The 19,311-nt window shown below is 64.7% G+C and carries 19 protein-coding genes; 2 read left to right on the top strand and 17 right to left on the bottom strand.

Features of this window, described 5'->3' with window-relative positions; translation table 11 throughout:
- Nucleotides 1-61: 61 nt before the first annotated feature.
- From AC3WQZ_RS23325 to AC3WQZ_RS23290, 8 genes are all read right to left on the bottom strand, one after another.
- Nucleotides 62-364: a Dabb family protein gene (locus AC3WQZ_RS23325; protein ID WP_454749171.1), complete on the bottom strand. Its 303-nt coding sequence runs from the start codon at nucleotides 362-364 to the stop codon at nucleotides 62-64.
- 70 nt (nucleotides 365-434) lie between these two features.
- Entirely contained in the window at nucleotides 435-734 is a 300-nt protein-coding gene (locus AC3WQZ_RS23320) for a DUF2798 domain-containing protein (RefSeq protein WP_454749172.1), read from the bottom strand.
- Nucleotides 735-748: 14 nt separating this feature from the next.
- Nucleotides 749-1,816 (bottom strand): maleylacetate reductase, encoded by a 1,068-nt coding sequence (locus AC3WQZ_RS23315; RefSeq protein ID WP_454749173.1) that lies wholly within the window; start codon nucleotides 1,814-1,816, stop codon nucleotides 749-751.
- 39 nt (nucleotides 1,817-1,855) lie between these two features.
- Nucleotides 1,856-2,839: a SphA family protein gene (locus tag AC3WQZ_RS23310; RefSeq protein ID WP_454749174.1), complete on the bottom strand. Its 984-nt coding sequence runs from the start codon at nucleotides 2,837-2,839 to the stop codon at nucleotides 1,856-1,858.
- Nucleotides 2,840-2,937: 98 nt separating this feature from the next.
- Nucleotides 2,938-3,768, bottom strand: a complete 831-nt coding sequence (locus tag AC3WQZ_RS23305) for an intradiol ring-cleavage dioxygenase (RefSeq protein WP_454749175.1) — start codon at nucleotides 3,766-3,768, stop codon at nucleotides 2,938-2,940.
- A gap of 14 nt (nucleotides 3,769-3,782) precedes the next feature.
- A complete protein-coding gene (locus tag AC3WQZ_RS23300) occupies nucleotides 3,783-4,373 on the bottom strand; it encodes a malonic semialdehyde reductase (RefSeq protein WP_454749176.1) in 591 nt (196 codons plus the stop codon).
- Nucleotides 4,374-4,435: 62 nt separating this feature from the next.
- A complete protein-coding gene (tcpA, locus tag AC3WQZ_RS23295; RefSeq protein ID WP_454749177.1) occupies nucleotides 4,436-5,989 on the bottom strand; it encodes a 3,5,6-trichloro-2-pyridinol monooxygenase TcpA in 1,554 nt (517 codons plus the stop codon).
- 101 nt (nucleotides 5,990-6,090) lie between these two features.
- Nucleotides 6,091-6,642 carry a flavin reductase gene (locus tag AC3WQZ_RS23290; protein WP_454749178.1) on the bottom strand — a complete coding sequence of 184 codons (552 nt, stop codon included), beginning with the start codon at nucleotides 6,640-6,642 and terminating at the stop codon, nucleotides 6,091-6,093.
- Between the two features lie 149 nt (nucleotides 6,643-6,791).
- Here AC3WQZ_RS23290 and AC3WQZ_RS23285 point away from each other — a divergent pair, with 149 nt between their 5' ends.
- Nucleotides 6,792-7,763 carry a LysR family transcriptional regulator gene (locus AC3WQZ_RS23285; RefSeq protein WP_454749179.1) on the top strand — a complete coding sequence of 324 codons (972 nt, stop codon included), beginning with the start codon at nucleotides 6,792-6,794 and terminating at the stop codon, nucleotides 7,761-7,763.
- Between the two features lie 93 nt (nucleotides 7,764-7,856).
- Nucleotides 7,857-8,699 carry an FAD synthetase family protein gene (locus AC3WQZ_RS23280; RefSeq protein WP_454749180.1) on the top strand — a complete coding sequence of 281 codons (843 nt, stop codon included), beginning with the start codon at nucleotides 7,857-7,859 and terminating at the stop codon, nucleotides 8,697-8,699.
- 57 nt (nucleotides 8,700-8,756) lie between these two features.
- On the opposite strand, the gene AC3WQZ_RS23275 is transcribed toward AC3WQZ_RS23280, so the two are convergent.
- The 9 genes from AC3WQZ_RS23275 to AC3WQZ_RS23235 form a co-directional block, all read right to left on the bottom strand.
- Complete coding sequence (locus AC3WQZ_RS23275; RefSeq protein WP_454749181.1) at nucleotides 8,757-9,968, bottom strand: NAD(P)/FAD-dependent oxidoreductase; 1,212 nt, start codon at nucleotides 9,966-9,968, stop codon at nucleotides 8,757-8,759.
- Nucleotides 9,969-10,273: 305 nt separating this feature from the next.
- Nucleotides 10,274-11,014 (bottom strand): SDR family oxidoreductase, encoded by a 741-nt coding sequence (locus AC3WQZ_RS23270; protein ID WP_454749182.1) that lies wholly within the window; start codon nucleotides 11,012-11,014, stop codon nucleotides 10,274-10,276.
- A gap of 31 nt (nucleotides 11,015-11,045) precedes the next feature.
- Nucleotides 11,046-11,477: a cupin domain-containing protein gene (locus AC3WQZ_RS23265; protein ID WP_454749183.1), complete on the bottom strand. Its 432-nt coding sequence runs from the start codon at nucleotides 11,475-11,477 to the stop codon at nucleotides 11,046-11,048.
- 17 nt (nucleotides 11,478-11,494) lie between these two features.
- The gene (locus AC3WQZ_RS23260; protein ID WP_454749184.1) at nucleotides 11,495-11,935 is read right to left on the bottom strand and encodes a carboxymuconolactone decarboxylase family protein; all 441 of its coding nucleotides are present in this window, start codon (nucleotides 11,933-11,935) and stop codon (nucleotides 11,495-11,497) included.
- 156 nt (nucleotides 11,936-12,091) lie between these two features.
- Nucleotides 12,092-13,183, bottom strand: a complete 1,092-nt coding sequence (locus AC3WQZ_RS23255; RefSeq protein WP_454749185.1) for an IS630 family transposase — start codon at nucleotides 13,181-13,183, stop codon at nucleotides 12,092-12,094.
- Nucleotides 13,184-13,231: 48 nt separating this feature from the next.
- The gene (gene pdxR / locus AC3WQZ_RS23250) at nucleotides 13,232-14,689 is read right to left on the bottom strand and encodes a MocR-like pyridoxine biosynthesis transcription factor PdxR (protein ID WP_454749186.1); all 1,458 of its coding nucleotides are present in this window, start codon (nucleotides 14,687-14,689) and stop codon (nucleotides 13,232-13,234) included.
- A gap of 140 nt (nucleotides 14,690-14,829) precedes the next feature.
- Nucleotides 14,830-16,392: a DHA2 family efflux MFS transporter permease subunit gene (locus tag AC3WQZ_RS23245; RefSeq protein WP_454749187.1), complete on the bottom strand. Its 1,563-nt coding sequence runs from the start codon at nucleotides 16,390-16,392 to the stop codon at nucleotides 14,830-14,832.
- Between the two features lie 58 nt (nucleotides 16,393-16,450).
- Nucleotides 16,451-17,761 carry an HlyD family secretion protein gene (locus AC3WQZ_RS23240; protein ID WP_492301345.1) on the bottom strand — a complete coding sequence of 437 codons (1,311 nt, stop codon included), beginning with the start codon at nucleotides 17,759-17,761 and terminating at the stop codon, nucleotides 16,451-16,453.
- Between the two features lie 41 nt (nucleotides 17,762-17,802).
- A complete protein-coding gene (locus tag AC3WQZ_RS23235; protein WP_454749432.1) occupies nucleotides 17,803-19,287 on the bottom strand; it encodes an efflux transporter outer membrane subunit in 1,485 nt (494 codons plus the stop codon).
- Nucleotides 19,288-19,311: the final 24 nt, after the last annotated feature.

Here is a 19,311-nt window from a genome sequence, read left to right as displayed (position 1 = left end):
TGCGCGCCATGTAGCTGCTCGGGCGTCTTCCGCGCACGGAGGCGTCGCACATACCCGCCGGCTAGCCAATGAGATAGTCCACCTGGTGACGGGAGATCCTGACATCGCCCAGTTCGCGCTTGATCCTCAGGTGGTCAGGATGGCTGGCATACGAGTCTAATGCCTCCTGGGATTCGAACTCCGTGTAGAGGACCACATCGCACGCGTAGTCGATGCGACTGACGTCGGCGCCCACCTCCAGAACCGTCAGACCCGGGATGACGCCAACCAGTCTGTGGAATGCCGACTGTATGCGACGCACACCCTCGCATTTTTCTTCCGGCGTCGAACCCTTCACCTTCCACATCACAATATGTTTGATCATCGTTATCCACCCAATGGATTTGTACCGTTGAGACGAGCCGCATTGCAGCCGCCAGAACCTCGGTCAGCGTTCAACGCGCGATTCGGTTCGCAAGCCAGCGAATGAACGGTGCCGCGGCCACGACGACGGGCAGCATCGCCACCCACGAATACAAGTACGCACGCAGCCAGTGCGAAACAAAGGTTCCCTCCGCCACGAACTGCATGCTTGCGATCGCTGATGCGACCGCACACGTGACGCCAGCCTGTATCGCGCCAAACGCAAAGTGGTTGTATTCCTTTGGGAGCTTCCACATCTCGTACCTTTTAATATTTGGGTGAGCTGGGCGAAAACCTGCGGCGCTGCCGCGGATTGCGCAGGTGACGGTCAAGCGTTACGCCGGCGTCAGACCGGCCGGCGGCCCTCCCAGGCGTTCTGCAGTAACTCCCGGATCGCGCCGGCTTCGAGCGGACGCGGATTCGGGTATTGGTTCTGCAAAGCGATTTCGCACGCCTTGTCCAGTTCATCCTCCCGCATGCCGATTTGATGCAGGCCGAGCGGAGCGCCAGTCGTACGTGCCAGATCGAAAGCACCTTGTGCCGCATTGGCTGCGCCCAGCGCCTGTGCGATGTCAGCCATGGCGCCCGGCGCCGCCTTCGCGTTGTAGGCAAGCGCGTGCGGCAGGATGATGGCGTGCGTCTCGGCATGCGGCAGGTTGAAGCTGCCGCCGAGCGTGTGGCAGAGCTTGTGATGCAACGCCACGCCCACGCTGCCGAGCACTGCCCCGCACAACCACGCGCCGTACAGCGCTTGCGCGCGTGCCTGGTGCAACGCGGCCGTATCCCGATCGTTGACGAGCACCGGCAGCGCCGCAGCGATGGCCCGTATCCCCTCCCTTGCCATCAGGTCCGATATCGGGTTGCGGTCATGCGCGTACAAGCCCTCGGCAGCGTGCGCGAGCGCGTTGATGCCACTGGTGACGCTGACCGAAACCGGCAGCGAGTAAGTGAGCTCAGGGTCATAGATGACGGTGCGCGGCAGCACTTTCACGTCGGTGCCTGTGCGCTTCAGGCCCGCATCGGTGAGGCCGTAGATTGCTGTCATCTCCGAACCGGCATATGTGGTAGGAATCGCCAGCACCGGCAGGCCCATCTCGAGCGCGATGGCCTTGGCGAGCCCCGTAGTCGAGCCGCCCCCGATCGCCACCACGCTGTCGGCGCCCAGCTCGAATGCCATCGTGCAGGCCGCGCGCGCCGTCTCGACCGGCACGTGCATCACGGCACGGTCGAAGATGCCGACAGCGCGAGCGCCGAGCAGCTCCACCACGTGCTCAGCCAGCGGGCGCTGCTCGGGTGTACTGAGCACCAGGACGCTGGACGCACCCAGCGTGTCGATTTCCTTGCCGGCCTGCCGTATCGTGCCGGCGCCGAAGACAATGCGCTGGGCGCGGGTGGAGTACTGGAATGCGTTCATCGTATGGTCTCCAATGTTGCTCGGTATGGTTCAGGCCAGTCACAGCGATATGCGGGCCATGGCCCAGATCCGGTTGCCCTCAGGGCGATTGCGCGCGCCGAACTCGAACTGCCCCTTGAGCGCGAAGCTGACCTTGTCGGTGAGCTGGAAGCAGATATCCGGCCCCAGCGCCGTGACGCGGCCACGGTTGCCGTTGCCGTTGACGCGCGCGCCGTTCTGCGTGTCATCAGTGGTCTGGACGTAGTAGTAGCCGTTCAGGCCCAGCGTCAGCCTCGGTGTGACGCGGTAGCCCGCACTGAATTCGATGGTGGCTTCGTCGCCCGATTGATAGTTGGTGGCGTCGTTGCGGGTGTTGAAGCCATACCGGAACTTGGCGCTGATGTCGACATTGGGCGTCGGGAGCCAGGTGAAGGCGTAGCTCGGCGCGATCTGGTAGTAGTTACGGCCGATATTGACCGGGTCATGGACATCGTAGGCGCCGGTCTTGAGGTGGAATTCGACGCCCGCCATCTGGTGAAATGCGCCGCCGTGCCAGCCGAGGATCACCGGCGCCAGCGTCATGTCGGCCAGGCCGGTCTTGTTGCCGCCTTTGTCGAGCGGCGGCAGCGGTGATGCCCTGGCAACCGACATGTCGAGATTCGCCGAGACGATGGGCACTACTACGCGCGTCTCGAGATTTGCGCCGAACACCCTGACGCCGGGCCAGACATACGACAGCCGCGGCGCCAGTGCATCAAGGCGCAGATGAAAGCCAGCCAGCTTGGGGTAGTCGTGGCCGGTATTGTCCTTGGAACTGCCCGCATCGTAGTGCTGGTAGAACAACAGCCAGTTGGCGCCCTCGGGCAGCATCAGGCCGGAATACAGGTTGTCGACCCCGATGGGGTAGGAGTTACCGCCGCCCTCGGTCGCGCGTGCCGGTACGGTGCCCCCCGCCGCGCACGCGGCGACGAGCGCCAGCCGCCCGAACTGGACTGGCATCGGCGTGCGTGCCCGCCGGACCTTCGTGCCATCTATCGAACCCATTTGCCACCTCCGAAAGACCGCGTGAAACACCGGGCCGGCTGGCGCGGTGCGTGGTTGCAGCCGCACCGCCCGCCAGGGCGGCGCGCAGGGTTCCGGTGCTAGCGGGCCGGATTCAGCACGAAGTCGAAGTCGAGCCGGTATGTGCTATCGGGCTGGCGCACCCAGTCGCCGATCAGGGACTTGCGCACGCCGAATACGGCGTCGGAATCGAGATACCTGTCGCCGCGCCTGAAGACGTGCGTCACGAGCGTTTCGTAGCCCGGCGCCTTGATCATGAAGTGCAGGTGCGCAGGCCGCCATGGATGGCGGCCGGTGGCGCGAAGCAGCTCGCCGACGGGGCCGTCGTCAGGAATCGGATAGGCCTGCGCCACGACGGTGCGGAAGTGGAAGCGGCCATCATCGCCAGATGTCAGCACGCCGCGGCCCTGCGCCACTTCCAGCCCTTCGTACTGCACGTCATAGCGGCCGTCCGCATCTGCCTGCCAGGTTTCCACAACCGCATCGGCAATCGGCCGGCCGTCCGCCCCTGTGACCCGTCCGTGGACCACGCAGGGCTCCCCCTTGGCGCCGTTCGCCAGATCCGCACCATGCTCGTAGTGCGGCGCGTCCTCGACGTGGAAGGGGCCGAACACGGTAGACTCGGTGCAGCCTTCCGGTTTTTCGTGGTTCATCGCCACCGTCAGCATCGACAGGCCCAGCACATCGCTGAGCAGGATGAACTCCTGGCGCTTGTCGTCGCACTTGTGCCCGGTGGCGGTCAGGAACCGGATACCCTGCTCCCATTCGGCCTCAGTGAGCCTGACTTCGCGCGCGAAGTCGTGCAGGTGCCGCACCAGGCTGGTCATGATCTCCCTGGTGCGTACATTAGGCGTATCGGCCAGGCGTGCAATCACGGCCTGGGTCAGGTTATGCTGGTCGTACTCTTGCATGACGAGACTCCCGGCTAGGCGAGTTTGCAGGCCTGGTCGAACGACAGGCGTGGACTGCGGGTGAACACTTTTTCGGGGTCGCCATGGCCAAGGCCGCAGATGAAGTTCGAGCGGATGCTGGTGCCGGCGAAGAAGGCCTGGTCGACGGCCTGGTTGTTGAAGCCGGACATGGGGCCGCAATCGAGCCCCAGCGCGCGCGCCGCGGCGATGAGATAGCCGCCTTGCAGCGTGCCGTTGCGAAACGCGGTGGTGTTGGCAAATTCCACCTTTTCGTCGCCCTCGAACCATGCCTGGACCGCCGGGTTATGCGGAAACAGCTCCGGCAGGTGCTCATAGAAGCGGGTGTCGTAGCCCACGATAGCGACTACCGGCGCGGCCATGGTCTTCTCGACGTTGCCCGGCGCCAGTGCCGGACGCAGTTTGGCTCTGCCTTCCTCGGTGCGCACGAACACCAGCCGGGCCGGCGAACAGTTGACCGAGGTCGGGCCGAACTTCATCAGGTCATACAGTTCCCGCAGCTTGCTGTCGGGCACCGGCGTGGGCAGCCAGCCGTTCTGGCTGCGCGCGCCGCGGAAGATCTTGTCCAGAAGTTCATTGCTTTGCATCTTGCACTCCTTGCATGGTTCAGGTGTTCCGGCCGGACCGCTCCGGCCGGTAGTTCAGGCGGTCACACGGTCATCGTGCCGCTCAGGGCCAGCTTTTCCTGGTGGCGCGCGGAATCCAGCGCCTGGGCGTAGCCCGCGGTGGCCTTGTATTCGCTCTCATGGCCATCGCCGAGCTCGATGCCACAAACCTTGCGAGCCAGCGTGCCGTAGGGACCCGCGCCCGAAAACTCGGCGCGTTGCATGGTCAGCATGCGGATGGCCTGCAGCGGGGTGCCGTTGAAGTTCTCGAAGACAAACAGACGGTTGCCCCAGTCAGTCAGGAACAGATCGCGGATCACCCGGCCGATCTTCACGCGGTCGTGCGGCTTGCCGACCGGGCCATTGTTCATGCGCTCGAACCAGCCATTGAGGGCCTTGTCGTTCCACTGGTCCTCGCTGGCGAAGATCAGCGCGCTGCGCCCGGAGAGATCGACCAGCTCATAGATCATTTCCGAGAAGTTCTCGAGGTACAGGGCACGGCCGAAGTCGTAGATCAGGATGTTCGGCTTGTAGGCGCCGCCCGGCGTATGGAAGCCCAGCTCTTCGCTGGCGACGATATGCGCCAGCATGGCCTGGTGGAAGCCGATCAGCTTGGCCACGCGAGTCTGCACGGCGGGAATCTTGTTGGTGCCGATATGCTCGGTGATCAGGATCGCCAGGCCGGCCATCAGCTCGGCGCGCACCGACTGGCGGATGAGGGCGTGATAGTGCAGCCAGTCGAACACACGCTGCGGATAGAGCTTGGCGTGCTCGGGATTGCCCAGGTGGAACACGTGCGACCATGGGATGAAGACATTCTCGAAAACAGTCATGCCGTCCAGCTCGTCGCCCTGCGAGGCCAGCGGGTGCTCGATGGGATCGTCCTTGACCACGCTCTCACGGCAGACGATGGTCACGCCCGGGGTGTTGACCGGTGTGGCGGCGAAGATGATCTGGTCGCCCGGGATGCCCGGGCGGAAGAACACCCCGATGTGGATCCAGTCGGCAAAGGCAACGCCGGTACCGATAGCCTTGACACCTGAAACGATGATGCCCTTGTCGTTCTTTTCGATGACGCGCAGGCCGGGCGAGCGCTGCTGGGCATCCGGGCTCGACCGGTCCATCTGCGGGTCGACGAACTGCGGCGCGCAGTTCAGGTCGTGCTTCTTGGCGAAGTTGACGAAGTCGACAATATTCTTCGCCTTGACCTTGCCCTCGGCGCCGATCGTCTGCGTTTCCCACGGCGACGGATCGTCTATGTAGGTCTGGAGTACGTAGTTGTTGACGTCCGGCGTGCGCGGGAACGAAGCACCGGCCATCTCGCGCATGATCGTCTCGTGGTACTTGCGCTTGCGGCGCAACTGCTCCTTGTCGAAGTGGCCGAACCATTGCATGGTGCGGCGTTCGCCGTCGGTGTCGACGAAGGTCATCACGTCCTGCAGGTCGGACCGATGGTGCAGGTCGTAGAAGTCGGCGTGACGCTGCGCGTAGTCCCGCGTCTTGGGGTGCGTCGCGACGTTGTCGATCTTCTCATTGCCGACCCATACATTGCGGCCGTCGTTGAGCGATTCCAGGTACTGCTTGCCAGTGCGAATCATCGCGAGTTCTCCTCGGTTGAGTTTTCGGGGTGTGACAGTCCCTGCCCCGGAGAAGGGCATACGGACACGGGAACGAAATTCGGGTGCTGCCGGGGCGCGCGTCAGGCCGCGACTGGTTGCGTGGTGGCGTAACTGCGGCGGCAGTAGACCAGCGGCGTTTCGTTGCCGGTTTCGACGCCGGCGCTGCCGAACACCCGCGCGACAAAGACGCTGTGGGTACCGATCTCGATCTGGTCGACTACCTTGCAGTCGAGGGCGACCATGGCCGATCTGCTGTAGGGAGCACCGGTTGGAAAAACGTCCCAGCTGTCACCGTCGAAGCGCTGCGCCATCGGTACCGCACCGGCCCCGGCGAACAGCTGGGACACCGCGGTCTGGCTGGCGTGCAGCCAGTTGATGCTGACCACGCCGTTGGACTTGATCACGCTGTTGGCGGCGCTGCGCCGGTTGATGCAGAACAGCACAGTGGGCGGCGAGTCGCTGACCGAACAGACCGCCGAGCACGTGACCCCGGCGCGGCCGCCCGCGCCGTCGGTAGCGATGACGGTCACGGCGGTGACGGCACGCGACAAGGCGTCGCGAAAGCTGGCGGCATCGACGTCGGTATCGGTAATACGACTCGCGACGGCTTCGATGGATGCTGCGGACGACATGGCGATCTCCTCCTCTTGGGGGCCTTTGTCCTCGCGCTGCGACAGGGCGTGGACGAAGTTGCGTCTCTGGAAACCTGCTTTCTGATCTGTGTCAGCTGTGTGAAACTAGACTACTGCCGAGCCGGCCCGTTTGCTAATCACCTCGCGTCATGGACACTATTCCCCAGCGTCATGAAGACGAACTCAGCCTGAATCACCTGCTGGTGCTTGAAGTGCTGCTAAGCGAGCGCAGCCTCACCAAGGCGGCGCGCGTGCTCAATCTGACCCAGCCAGCGCTGAGCAAGACGCTGGCGCGGCTACGCCTCTTTTTCGGTGATCCGCTGTTCGTCCGGGTGGGCTTGCGCATGGAGCCGACACCCAAGGCACTGGAGCTTGGCGAGCCGGTGCGGGCCATTCTCCAAAGCGTGCGTGCGCTGCGCTCGGACCATGTCAGCTTTGATCCACGCACCACCCAGCGCAGCTTCAGCTTCTTCCTGCTCGATGCCGGCGCCTCGCAGATGCTGCCGCTGCTGCTGAGCCGGCTGGCGGAGGAAGCGCCGGGCATCCTGGTGCAGGCGGTCAACGCAGATGCCACGCATCTCGATATCTGGCTCGAGAACGGTCTTGTCGACCTGGCGATCGGCTCGTTCCCCAGCCTGACACAGAGCATCCGCCGCCAATTGCTATGGCACGAGACCTACGGCGCCGTCGTACGCAAGGATCATCCGCGGCTGGCACAGCTTGGCGTGCCGACTGCCTTCGTAGCCGAGAAGCATGTGCTGGTCTCCGCGGTCGGTACCGGCCACGAACACCTCAGCGTCGAGCGCGCCATTGAAGCCGCCGTCCCGCATACCAACATCGTCTGCCGCGTGCCGAGCTTCGCCACTGCGGCCCTGATCGCGCGGCATTCGGACGCCGTGGCGATTCTGCCGCTGACGCTGGCGCGCGCGCTATGCGAGGATCTGGATCTGGCGGTGGTGACGCCACCGCTGACGCTACCCGGCATGGATATCGCCCAGCACTGGCACGATCGCGTGCACCGGGAACCGGGCAACCAGTGGATTCGAGCGCTGGTGCACAGGCTGTTTGCCCGCCACGATGCCGTGGTGGGCGCGGCTGCCGGGCCGGACGTGGAGGGATGAGCGCTGGTTATAGTCGTCATGACGGTAAGGGATTGGCGTCCTGCGCCGTCGCCTCCTAGCATGCGGTTCATGACACCAGAGGAGGAGACCATCATGCAGGTGACAAGGCGAGCCGACGCGCTCCGTCTGGCGGCATCCGTTGTTTCGATCGGCACGTTCGACGGCGTGCACCGCGGGCACCGCGCCGTCCTGGCTGAGCTGCGCGCCACCGGGCGTTCGCTCGGGCTGCCGACCGTGTTGCTGACTTTCGATCCGCATCCGCGTGCGTTCCTGCAGCCGCAGAGTGCGCCCCGCATGATTTCCACCGTAGATGATCGTATCGCGCTGCTGGCGGAAAGCGGCGCCGTCGACCACTGCCTGGTGCTGCCGTTCGACCGCGCCCTAAGCGAAGCGAGCGCGGATGATTTTGTGCGTGGATTGCTGCTGGCGCGTCTGGGCATGCGGCGCCTCGTGGTTGGCGCGAATTTTCGCTGCGGACGGGGTCGGCAGGGTGATGTCGATTACCTCGGCCTGCTCGGTAAGGCGCACGGCTATACCGTCGAGCCGGTGCGGCTGCGGGCCACCGATGTCGCCGGGGCTGGCGTGCGCTGTTCATCCACGGAGGCCCGCCGCCTGATCCAGAGTGGCGACGTGCACGCTGCTGCCGCATTGCTGGCGCGTCCGCACGAGATCCGCGCCATGGTTGTGGCCAGGAGGCCCTCCCGCGCCAGCAGCGCGGCGGAGATTCGTCTTCCGGAGGGCATCTGCCTGCCGCCTGTGGGGCAGTATGCCGGCGCGGTCCGAGCCCAGGTTGGCACCCGGCACTGGCGCCCGGCGCTCGTGCATCTGGCAGGCGCGAGCGGCATGGCGAACGTATTCAGCGACGCGCAGTTCGCGCCGACACCCGGCAGTGCGGTGTCAGTGCGTTTCTTCAGCCCGGCGCCGGCGAGCGCATGAAGCTCGAATGCAAGGAGCGGTCCGGCGGATCGCCCTCTTTCACTCCAGCTCGCGCTATCAGGCCACGACGATACGCTGGGGATCGGCCAACGCAAATGCTTCGGCACGATCCGCGCTCGGGGGATAGATCCACTCGGTGTTTATCCGTGTCTTCAGCGCCTTGGCGACACCGCCCGTCATCTTCACCTTGCGATCCCACCCTTCCGTGTAGACAGCGCCCCACGGCCCGAGGTCCAGGCACGTTACATACTTCGGCTGGCTATAAGGAATCGGCGCCTCACCGACAAGGTCTGCCGCCACATTGTGGCCTGCCGAGCGGCCGAGATTCATGGCGTGCTGGCAAGACATCATAGCGAAGTTCCCGTCATCATCGGTAGCGGCATAGGCACAGTCGCCGGTGGCGAACACCCCCTCGACACCTTTGACCTTCAGGTTGCGGTCAACATAAAGCCGGCCAAAATTGTCTCGCTCAGCCGGAATCTGGGCGGTGAGTTCACTGGCGCGGGCGCCCGCTGTCCAGACAACAGTGTCTGCCTCGATGCGCTCGCCGCTCTCCAGCGTGACGCCTTTCGCATCAATGGCCGCCACGCCCGAGCCGAGCTTCCAGGTCACCCCGAGCTCAGTCAGCGCCTGTTTGATCACCGGCCGCGGGCCTTCGCCCAGGTCCGGGCCAATCGCGGCATTGCGTTCAACCATGATCACGTTCACAGTGGCGTCTTCACCAAGGACTTCGCGCAAGCGTGCCGGCAATTCGGCAGCGGTCTCGATACCGGTGAAGCCGGCACCCGCAACCACCACCGTATTGCGCGCAGCACTCTTCGGGCGAGAGGCCAGGCCATGCATATGCGCTTCGAGTTGCGCAGCGTCAGCGACCTGGTCGACATTGAACGCATGCTGGTCCAGCCCGGAAATCTGTGGACGGAATAGCCGGCTTCCTGCAGCGAGAACCAGACGGTCATAACCAATGCGTTGGCGCGATGTATCCGCGCCAACACCGGCAATGCTTACCTCCCGGTTCGCCACATCGATGTGCTCTACCCTGCCTTGGACGAACCTGACGCCGACAGCCTTGAAGATCTCTTGCAACGGCGCTTTCATCCCGTTCGGATTCTGCTCGTAGAGACGAGGACGGACGTGTAGTTCTGGCTCCGGTGCGACAAGGGCGATTTCCACGTCGTTGCGCCCCACGTGATCAAGCAGACGGGCCGCACTCAGCGCGCTCCACATGCCGGCGAAGCCGGCGCCAATGACAAGAATGCGTTTGGACAACTTTCATGCTCCTGAATCAAAACTCGGTTTTCTGTAAGAGGGGCTAACTTCGCTGCTGCGTGGCGTGTCCGGCTGCCGCAAGGAATCCGCACACCCGCCCCGGACGATTACGACGGTTCGGTGGCGCTAGCTGGCAATGGCACATGGATGCCGGCCATCCTGCAGGTTCGCGCGGCGTGTGCGGCGCGACGCTGCACAAGCTCGAGCCAGCCAGTGCTGGCCAAAGGCAGCCGGATCCTGCTGCGCTTTACCGCGAGACGATCGGACGCAGCCGCCGCGTGAGGCGGTTGCGCGCGGCCAAATCGTCAGGCGCTGAAGCCACCGTCGATGGTCAGGCTGGCGCCCGTCACGAAGCCTGCTTCCGGACCCGCGATGTAGGCCACCATAGCCGCAATTTCCTCCGGCTTCGCATGGCGTTGCAGTGCCATCAGGCCATGCAGCGCGACGCCGAATTCGCCGGCTTCCGGATTCATGTCGGTGTTGGTCGGACCCGGCTGCACATTGTTCACCGTAATGCCGCGCGGGCCCAGGTCGCGTGCCATGCCTTGCACCAGGCCCTGCAGCGCGGACTTGCTCATCGCATACGCGCTGCCGCCGGGGAACGGCATGCGTTCGGCATTGGCGCTGCCGATATTGATGATGCGACCGCCCTGCCCCATGTGCGCGAGCGCAGCTTTCGCTGCGACGAAGACGGCGCGGACGTTGACGGCATGCGTCTTGTCGAAGTCTTCCAACGAAAAGCTCTCGACCGGGCCCAGCAGCAGCACGCCCGCGTTGTTCACGAGGATGTCGATCTTGCCGAACTGATGCGCGACGCCGTTGATGGCGTCGGTGAGCACGGCGGGATCCGCGGCGTCGGCCTGTAGCGCCAGCGCACGGCCACCCGCGGCTTCCACTTCTGCTACCAGGGCAGCGGCAGGCGCCACCGATTGCTGGTAGGTGAAGGCGACGGTTGCGCCCTCGCGCGCGAGGCGGCGGACGATAGCTGCGCCGATGCCGCGCGCGCCCCCGGAGACGAAAGCGACTTTTCCTGCAAGGTTTGTCATGCTGAATTCCTTCGGTTGCATGGTGGGCGCGCTATTGGGATAGCGGCCGCTTGACCGGCGCCTGGCCGTTGACGATGGCAACGACCAGCAGTTTCGCCGAGGCTGCCGAGCTCGCGTTGCGTGAAACGAGATGGCGAGTGCCTGGCGGCTCATACCAGCTCTCGCCAGAGCGGTAAATGCGTGGCGGCTGGCCGTCGAGTTGCGAGACCACCTCGCCTTCCAGCACGTAGGCGAAGATGGAGCCTGGGTGCATGTGCGCGTCGGAAGCCTGGCCGGGTCCGTAGTTCACGGTGATGATCTGCGCGGTGTGCCCCGGGGCCTCCGGGATGGCCTGCTTCATCACCGGCACGATGGTTTCCTTGCCGGCGTGACCATCGTGCGCGCTGGCGCGAGTGGCCGGGACGATTGCGGCGGCGAGCATCACGGCTGCCAGGCAGGCGTGCTGGATTCCCTGTCGGATCATGACTGTGTTCATCCCATTCATGCCGGCGTCTTGCGGAACGAAATCGCGAACCGGTTCCACGTGTTGATGGTGGCGACCAGCAGCGTCAGGTCGACCAGCTCGGCGTCGCTGAAATGCGGCCGCACGGCGTCCCACACGGCGTCGGGCACATGGTCCTGCGATATCAGCGTCACGGCTTCGGTCCAGGCCAGCAGCGCGGCCTGCTCGCGCGCGGTGAAGAACGGGGTCTCGCGCCAGACCTGCAGGGTGGCCAGCCGGCGGTCGTCCTCGCCGCCCTTGCGTGCATCGGCGGTGTGCAGGTCGATACAGTAGGCGCAGCCATTGATCTGCGAAGCGCGCAGGCGGATCAGTTCCACCAGCGGCTTTTCCAGTTCGCTCTTGGCGATGCGCTCCTCCAGGCCGAGGACAGCCTTGATGGTGGCGGGGCTGGCCTTGTAAAAATCGAGACGTTGTTGCATGACTTGCTCCTTTTTTCGGTGGGCATGGCGGAGATGCCGCTGCCTTGGAGACAAGATTAGGCGGGCGACTGGTATTTCAAAATTACCACTTTGATGATATTTCCAGGTAACCAGTGACGTACCAGCGCTACATGTGCAAACCATCGAGCACTTCAGCTAGTGTCCTGTTCCGCTGATTCGTTCGCAAAGTCTATTTAGCTTGGCGAGAATCGAATCCGCGGTGGCCGTCCAGTTGAATGGCTTGCAGTTCTGGTTGTAGTGGGCGACGAAGTGATCGATTTTTTGCACGAGTTCCTTGACCGAGGTGAAGGAGCCACGACGGATGGCCTTGTCGGTGATGATCGAGAAAAAGCGTTCGACCTGATTCAACCAGGAACTGTAGGTGGGGATGAAATGCATGTGCCAGCGCGGACGGGCTGCCAGCCACGCCTTGACCTTGGGGTGCTTATGGCTGCTGTAGTTGTCCACGATGCAATGCACATCGAGTTCGGCGGGAACGGCCTTGTCGATCGAACGCAAGAATGCGAGGAACTCTTGGTGCCGATGACGCGGCTTACACTCGGCCAGCACCGCACCGTTGAACACGTTCAACGCGGCAAACAGAGTCGTCGTGCCGTGACGGACATAGTCGTGGGTGACACCCTCGACATAGCCCAGGCCCATGGGCAGCATCGGCTGAGTGCGCTCCAGTGCCTGGCACTGGCTCTTCTCATCCACGCACAGCACCAATGCATTCTCGGGCGGGTTCAGATACAGACCCACGACGTCGCGCAGCTTCTCGATGAAGAACGCGTCAGTGGACAACTTGAAGGTCTCGCTACGATGGGGTTGCAGCCCCAACAGCTTGAAATAGCGATGCACGCTGGTAGGCGAAATGGATGTCTCGGCAGCCACCGCCCGCACACTCCAGTGTGTCGAGCCGTCGGCGGGCTTCGTATGCAGTGTCGTCTTGATGAGTTCCGCCACGCGCTCGTCGTCGATTGTGCGTGGCTTGCCCGGGCGCAGTTCGTCGTACAGGCCATTGATGCGCCGTTCAAGGAACCGAGCGCGCCATTTGCCCACTGTGGCACGCGTGAGTTGCAGCCGTTTGGCAATCTCGCTGTTGGGCTCGCCTGTAGCCGCCGCCAGAACGATGCGCGCTCGCATCACCAACGCAGCCGGGATCGCGCGCGAACGCGCCATCGAAGTAAGTTGGGACTGTTCGTCTTGGCTCAACACCAGTTCTACCTTCGGTCGGCCCATTGGCATGCTGGTATCTCCCGTTCCGTTGATACCAACATCCTACGCAAACATAGATCAGTTAACAACGGAACAGGACACTAGCCGCTGCAGACCGGCATTGATCTCGGTCACCCCGATGCCGCCGTAGCCAAACAGCAGGCCGGCTTGCGGCGCCTGGCCGGTGTACATGCCGGAAATGCCATAGAGCCCTACCGAGGCCGCATTGGCGCGTGCAATCAGCGAGTCTTCGGCAAGGCCGGGACGGAGCAGCGCCACCAGGTGGATGCCGGCGGCACTGGGCAGCGGCCTCAGCCAGGCAGATAAGCCGCCATGCAGATGTGCCAGCAGCGCCTGCCGCCGCGCCGCATATACCTTGTGCATGCGGCGCAGGTGCCGGGCAAATTCGCCGTCGTGCATGAACCGGGCAAGCGCCACCTGGGTCATGGTGCTGCTGTGCCAGTCGATCGCCTGCTTGGCGTGGCGCAGTGCGGCGGTCAGCTCGGCCGGCGGCACCACGTAGCCGATGCGCAGCTCCGGAAAAATGGTCTTCGAGAAGGTGCCGACGTAAGCGACGACATCGCCCTTGTCCAGGCTCTTCAGGGATTCCATCGGCCGCCCTTCGAATCGGAATTCGCCGTCGTAGTCGTCTTCCACGATCAGTGCGCCGTGCCGTTTCGCCCAGGCAAGCAGGGCCAGGCGGCGCTCCATTTCCATCGGCATGCCCAGCGGGAACTGGTGCGACGGCGTCACGTAGACCATGCGCGCGTATGGGGGCAACGCGTCCACGACAATGCCCTTGGCGTCGACTGGCACCGGTACCACCTGCGCGCCGGTAGCGGCAAAGAGTAAGCGCGCCGGCGGATAGCCCGGGTCTTCCGCTGCAATGACATCGCCGGGGCGCACGGTCACGCGTGCGAGCAGGTCCAATGCCTGCTGGGCGCCCTGCGTGACAAATACCTGCTGCCAGGGCGTGAGCACGGCCCGATTGAACGCGAGGTAGCGCGATACCGCCTCGCGCAAGGCCCGCTCACCGACAGGATCGTGATATTCGCCACGGCCGCGCGCCTGTTCGCGCAAGGCATGGTTCACGCAACGCCGCCATGCCTCGAACGGAAAGCGGGCCTTGTCCGTGACGCCGCCGACAAAATCGAACTGTGGTGGCGAGCCCGGCCGGGTCATCGGCATGGCACCGGACAGCATCTCCCAGACGGTGAGCGGCCGGACTGGAAGGCGCGCAGTATCGGGCGAGACGGGCTGCGCCAGCGGATGTGCGGGTGCCTGCGCGAGGCGCGTCATCGCATCGGCCACGAAGGTGCCGTCCCCCGCGCGCGTGCGCAGGTAGCCTTCCGTGATCAACCGCTCGAACGCATCCAGTGTAGTCTTGCGCGATACGCCCAGACTGATCGCCAGCTCGCGCGTAGACGGCAACCGCTGGCCCGCCACCAGGCGCCCCTCCATCACGCCGGCGCGCAGTTGCCGGTAGATCTGTCCCGCCAGGTCGTGGCGGCCATGAAGTGCAAGGTGGATATCCATGACAGGCCATCTCCGCAGGCAGGTATGCCGAGCCGGGCTGGCCGTCTCCCAATGGCCATCCGGAACGCGTCAATTCTAACGGCCGGTGACGGTTTGACGCCGTCCGCTGCTGCCACCAGACTCAGTCCTCCATGTGTCGCTCAGTGCGCAGCCGCCGCGGCGTCGGCGGAGCCGCCCTTCGCCGGCTTCGTGAACCAGATCAGCGGCACGATCGCGACGAAGATCACGCCCGAGATCCAGAAGATGTCGTTCAGGCCCAGCATGATCGCTTGCGTGTTCAGGCTGCGCTCGAAGTACGCCGCGGCCTGGCCCGGCGTGAAGCCCATCGTCGACTGCAGCGTTTCAAGCGCCCTGGCATACAGCGGGTTGTGCACGCTGGCCTGTTCCGCCAGTTGCGCGTGATGCAGGATGGCGCGGTTGTTCCAGCCGGTGGTGGCAAGCGACGTACCCACCGCACCACAGAACACACGGACGAAGTTCGACAGGCCTGCGGCAGCGGGTACCTTCTCGGCTGGCTGACCGGACAGGATGATGGCTGTCAGCGGCACGAAGAAGAGCGCAGTCGGAATGCCTTGCAGCAGGGTCGGCAGCACCAGCGTCCAGGTATCCACACCCGTGGTGTAGTGCGAGCGCATGAAGAACACCACCGCGAAACCCACGAAAGATAGGGTGGCAAGCACGCGCAACTCGGACTTGGGCAGGATCTTTCCTAACACCGGGGCCAGCAGCACAGCGAAGATGCCCAGCGGCGCGGTTACCAGCCCGGCGTTGACGGCGGGATAAGCCAGGTACTGCTGCATCCACTGCGGCAGCACGACCAGGTTGGCGAAGAACACCGCATAGGCGACCGAGATGGCGACGGTGCCGGCCAGGAAGTTACGGCCCTTGAACAGGCGCAGGTCAATGATCGGGTTCGATTCGGTCAGCTCCCAGATCACGAAGAAGATGAAGCTCAGCAGCGCGACAATTGCCAGCCCGATAATGACCGGCGAGCTGAACCAGTCGAGGTCCTTGCCCTTGTCGAGCATGATCTGCAGCGAGGCGACCCAGGTGATCAGCGATGCCAGCCCCACCACGTCGATCGACAGCTTGCGCGTCGGCGTTTCCCGGTCGCGGTAAATCGCCCAGGTGACGGCGGCGGCGAACAGGCCCACCGGCACGTTGATGTAGAAAATCCACGACCACGAGTAGCTGTCGGTCATCCAGCCGCCCAGCGCCGGGCCGGCGATGGGGCCGACGGTGGCGGTCATGGCCCACAGTGCCAGCGCGGTGGCGCTCTTTTCCCTGGGGTACGACGACAGCAGGATCGACTGCGACAGCGGAATCAGCGGACCCGCCACGGCGCCCTGCAGGATGCGCGCGGCAAGCAGCGTGGTCAGGTTGGGCGCGACACCGCACAGCCACGACGACAGCACGAACAGCAGGATGGCGCCGACGAACAGGCGGACCTGCCCGATGCGCTGCGTGAGCCAGCCGGTGAGCGGGATCGCCACGGCGTTGGCCGCGGCGAACAGCGTGATCACCCAGGTGCCTTCGTCGACCGACACACCGAGGTTGCCGGAGATCGTCGGAATCGCCACGTTGGCGATCGATGAATCCAGCACGTTCATGAAGGTGGCCAGGGCCACGGCGAAGCTTCCCATCACGAGTTTGGCGCCGGTGAGCGGGGTTGGCACGAGTGAGGTCTGGGCTTGGGGTTGCATGATGCTTTGCTGACGGGTCAGTTAAATGGACGCGGGCTGACGATCGGCGCCAAGCCGCTCAGGCCCCGGAGGCGCCGGCAGCTTGCGCTGCGCTCTTTGTCGCCGGAGCATGGTGTGCAACTTGCGAAGCTTGCGATGTCTCCCCGACGGTGGACTTGCCATTGGTGTTTTGCGCGATGATCCGCGTGATCTCACGGTCGGCCTCGTCGCCGTAGCGCTGGAACACCTCGGTGCGATAGGCCGTGCGATAGGTGGTGTGTTCTGGTGCTTCCGCGCCCGGGCTCAGGTGCGAACCGGAAGCCTGGCGCGTTTGCACGTCGACCTGCATCGACAGGCCGATCTGGAGGGGGTGCTCGCGCAGTTCCGCCGGATCGAGCTGGATGCGCACCGGCAGGCGCTGCACCACCTTGATCCAGTTGCCGGTGGCGTTCTGCGCCGGCAGGGCCGAGAACGCGCTGCCGGTGCCGGCCGAGAAGCCGACGGTCTTGCCGTGATAGGTCACGCTGCTGCCATACAGGTCGGCATGCAGCTCGACCGGCTGGCCGATGCGGATGCGCTTGATCTGGACTTCCTTGAAGTTGGCATCCACCCACACGCCGTCGAGCGGCACAATGGCCATCAGCGGGTTGCCGGGGGCCACACGCTGGCCCACCTGCACCGAGCGCCGCGCCACGTAGCCGGTGACAGGTGCCGGCAGCGTGTTGCGGGCGTTGGCCAGGTAGGCGTCGCGCACCTTGGCGGATGCGGCCTGCACGCTGGGATGCTCGGCCACGTTCGTCTTGTCCGTCAGTGCGTGGTTCGACGCGAGTTGCTGGCGGGCGGTCTCAAGCGCGGCTTCGGCAGTCTTGACGGCATCGCGGGCATGCGCCACATCTTCCGCGGCAACGGCGCCGGACTCGGCCACCCCGGTACGGCGGCGCAGGTCATCGCGGGCGCGGGCCAGGTCGGCCTGGCGTTGCTGCACGGTAGCGCCGAGCACGTCGTTGTTAATGTAGAGCGCGCTGATCTGGCGCACGGTCTGGCCGAGCGAGGCTTCGGCATTGGCCAGCGCCACCTTTGCATCGGCCGCATCGAGCGTCACCACGGGCTCGCCTGCCTTCACGATCTGCGTGTCGTCGGCGTTCACCGCGATCACCGTGCCGGCGACCTGCGGCGTGAGCTGGACAAGGTTGCCGTTGACGTAGGCATCGTCGGTGTCCTCGTGGAAGCGGGCCACCGTGTAGTAGTAGGTGCCGTAGCCGGCGGCGGCGAGCGCCGTGGTCAGGCCAAGCAGGGCCAGCAGGCGCTTGCGGGTGTTTTTCCTGGCGGGCGCGGCGGCTGTCGTTGCGGTTTGCTCGTCGGCTGGAGTGGTCTTGGTCGTGTCGTTCATGATGTCACCGGTGTCTGGGTCTGATTGCGTTGCGAAGAGATTCAGCGGACCTGGGCCGCTTTCGTGATCGAATCGGAGGTATCGATGAAGCCGCCACCCAGCGCGGCGGCCAGCGCAATCTGCCGGTCGCGGCGATCCATGCGCAGGTTGGCCACCACCTGGCTGCTGCGCAGGGCGTTGGTCTGCGCGTTCAGCACCGTCAGTTGCGTAGTCAGGCCAGCCTTGTATTGCGCCAGCGCCAGGGTCAGGGCGCGTTGCGCGGCGGTGTCGGTACGCACAGCGTTGTCGAGTTGTGCATCGACGGCACGGATGTCAGAGAGCTCGGTGGCCACATCGGTCAGAGCGTTCACCAGGGTTTCGTTGTAGTTCGCGACCGCGAACTCGAAATCCGCATAGCGGCCCTTAAGCTGGGCGCGCAACGCGCCGCCGTCAAAGATCGGCAGGTGGATAGCGGCGCCGGCAGAGGCGGTGCGGCTGGCGGCGCGCAGGAAGCGGCCCCACCCTAAGGCATCCAGGCCGATCATCGCGGTCAGGTTGATGTCCGGATAGAACTCGGCCTTGGCCACCTTGATGTCGTGCAGGGTGGCATCCACGCGCCAGCGCGCGGCAACGATGTCGGGGCGGCGCCCGACCAGGTCGGCCGGCAGGTTGTCGGGCAGGCGGACCTCGTCGCCGGCGCCAAGGCTCGGGCGGGCGATCGCCAGGCCGCGGTCCGGGCCCCGGCCCAGCAGCGCGCCAAGCTGGTAACGGGTGCGCTGGATGGCGCCTTCCAGCGCGGAGACGGCGACCTCACTGGCGGCGAGATTGGCTTCGGCCGTGCGCTTCTCGACTTCGGTCTCCAGGCCCATGGTCATGCGGCCGTTGGTCACGCGCAGCACTTCGCGGCGCTGTTTCACTTCGTCCTGCGCGATGTCGAGCAGCGTGTAGAGGCGGGCCAACCCGTTGTAGGAGCGCGCGATGGCGCTGCTCAGCGTCAGCTTGACCTGCTCGGCCTCGGCTTCGCTTGCGTGCACGCCAGATACTGCGGACTTCAGTGCTTCACGATTCTTGCCCCACAGGTCGAGGTCATATGAGGCGTTGATGAACGCCTTGTTCTCCGACTGCCACGACCCGGCGAACTGCGGCGGTACCATCGCGTTTTCGGTGTAGCGCTGGCGGTTGAACGAATAGCCGGCGCCGACCTGTGGCAGCGTGTTGGCATTGGCGCCTTCGCTGAACGCCACCGCGGAGGCCACACGGGCACGAGCCTTTTCTAGCGACGGGCTGCCTTGCAGCGCTTCGGCAATCAGTACCTTGAGCTGGCCGTCGCCGAACTGGTCGACCCAGTCCGCCGACGGCCAGTGGCCCTGCTCCGCGGGAATGCTCTGTGTCGTGGCGTAGTTGGCGGGCTCGCTGAGCTGCTTGTTGCTCTTGATGCCGGCGTAGTTCGCGCAGGCGCTCAGGACGGCGGCCATCAGCACCGAAAGGGTCGGGCCAGCAAAGCGGCGGAATATGCGGAACGTCGGAAGGGTCTTTTGACTTTGCATTGTCTGACCTGTCAGTTAAATGAG

The organism is Cupriavidus sp. FW305-26, from assembly GCF_058787975.1.
Note: the sequence above shows the minus strand (reverse complement) of the source record. Positions and strands in the feature narration are given on the sequence as shown.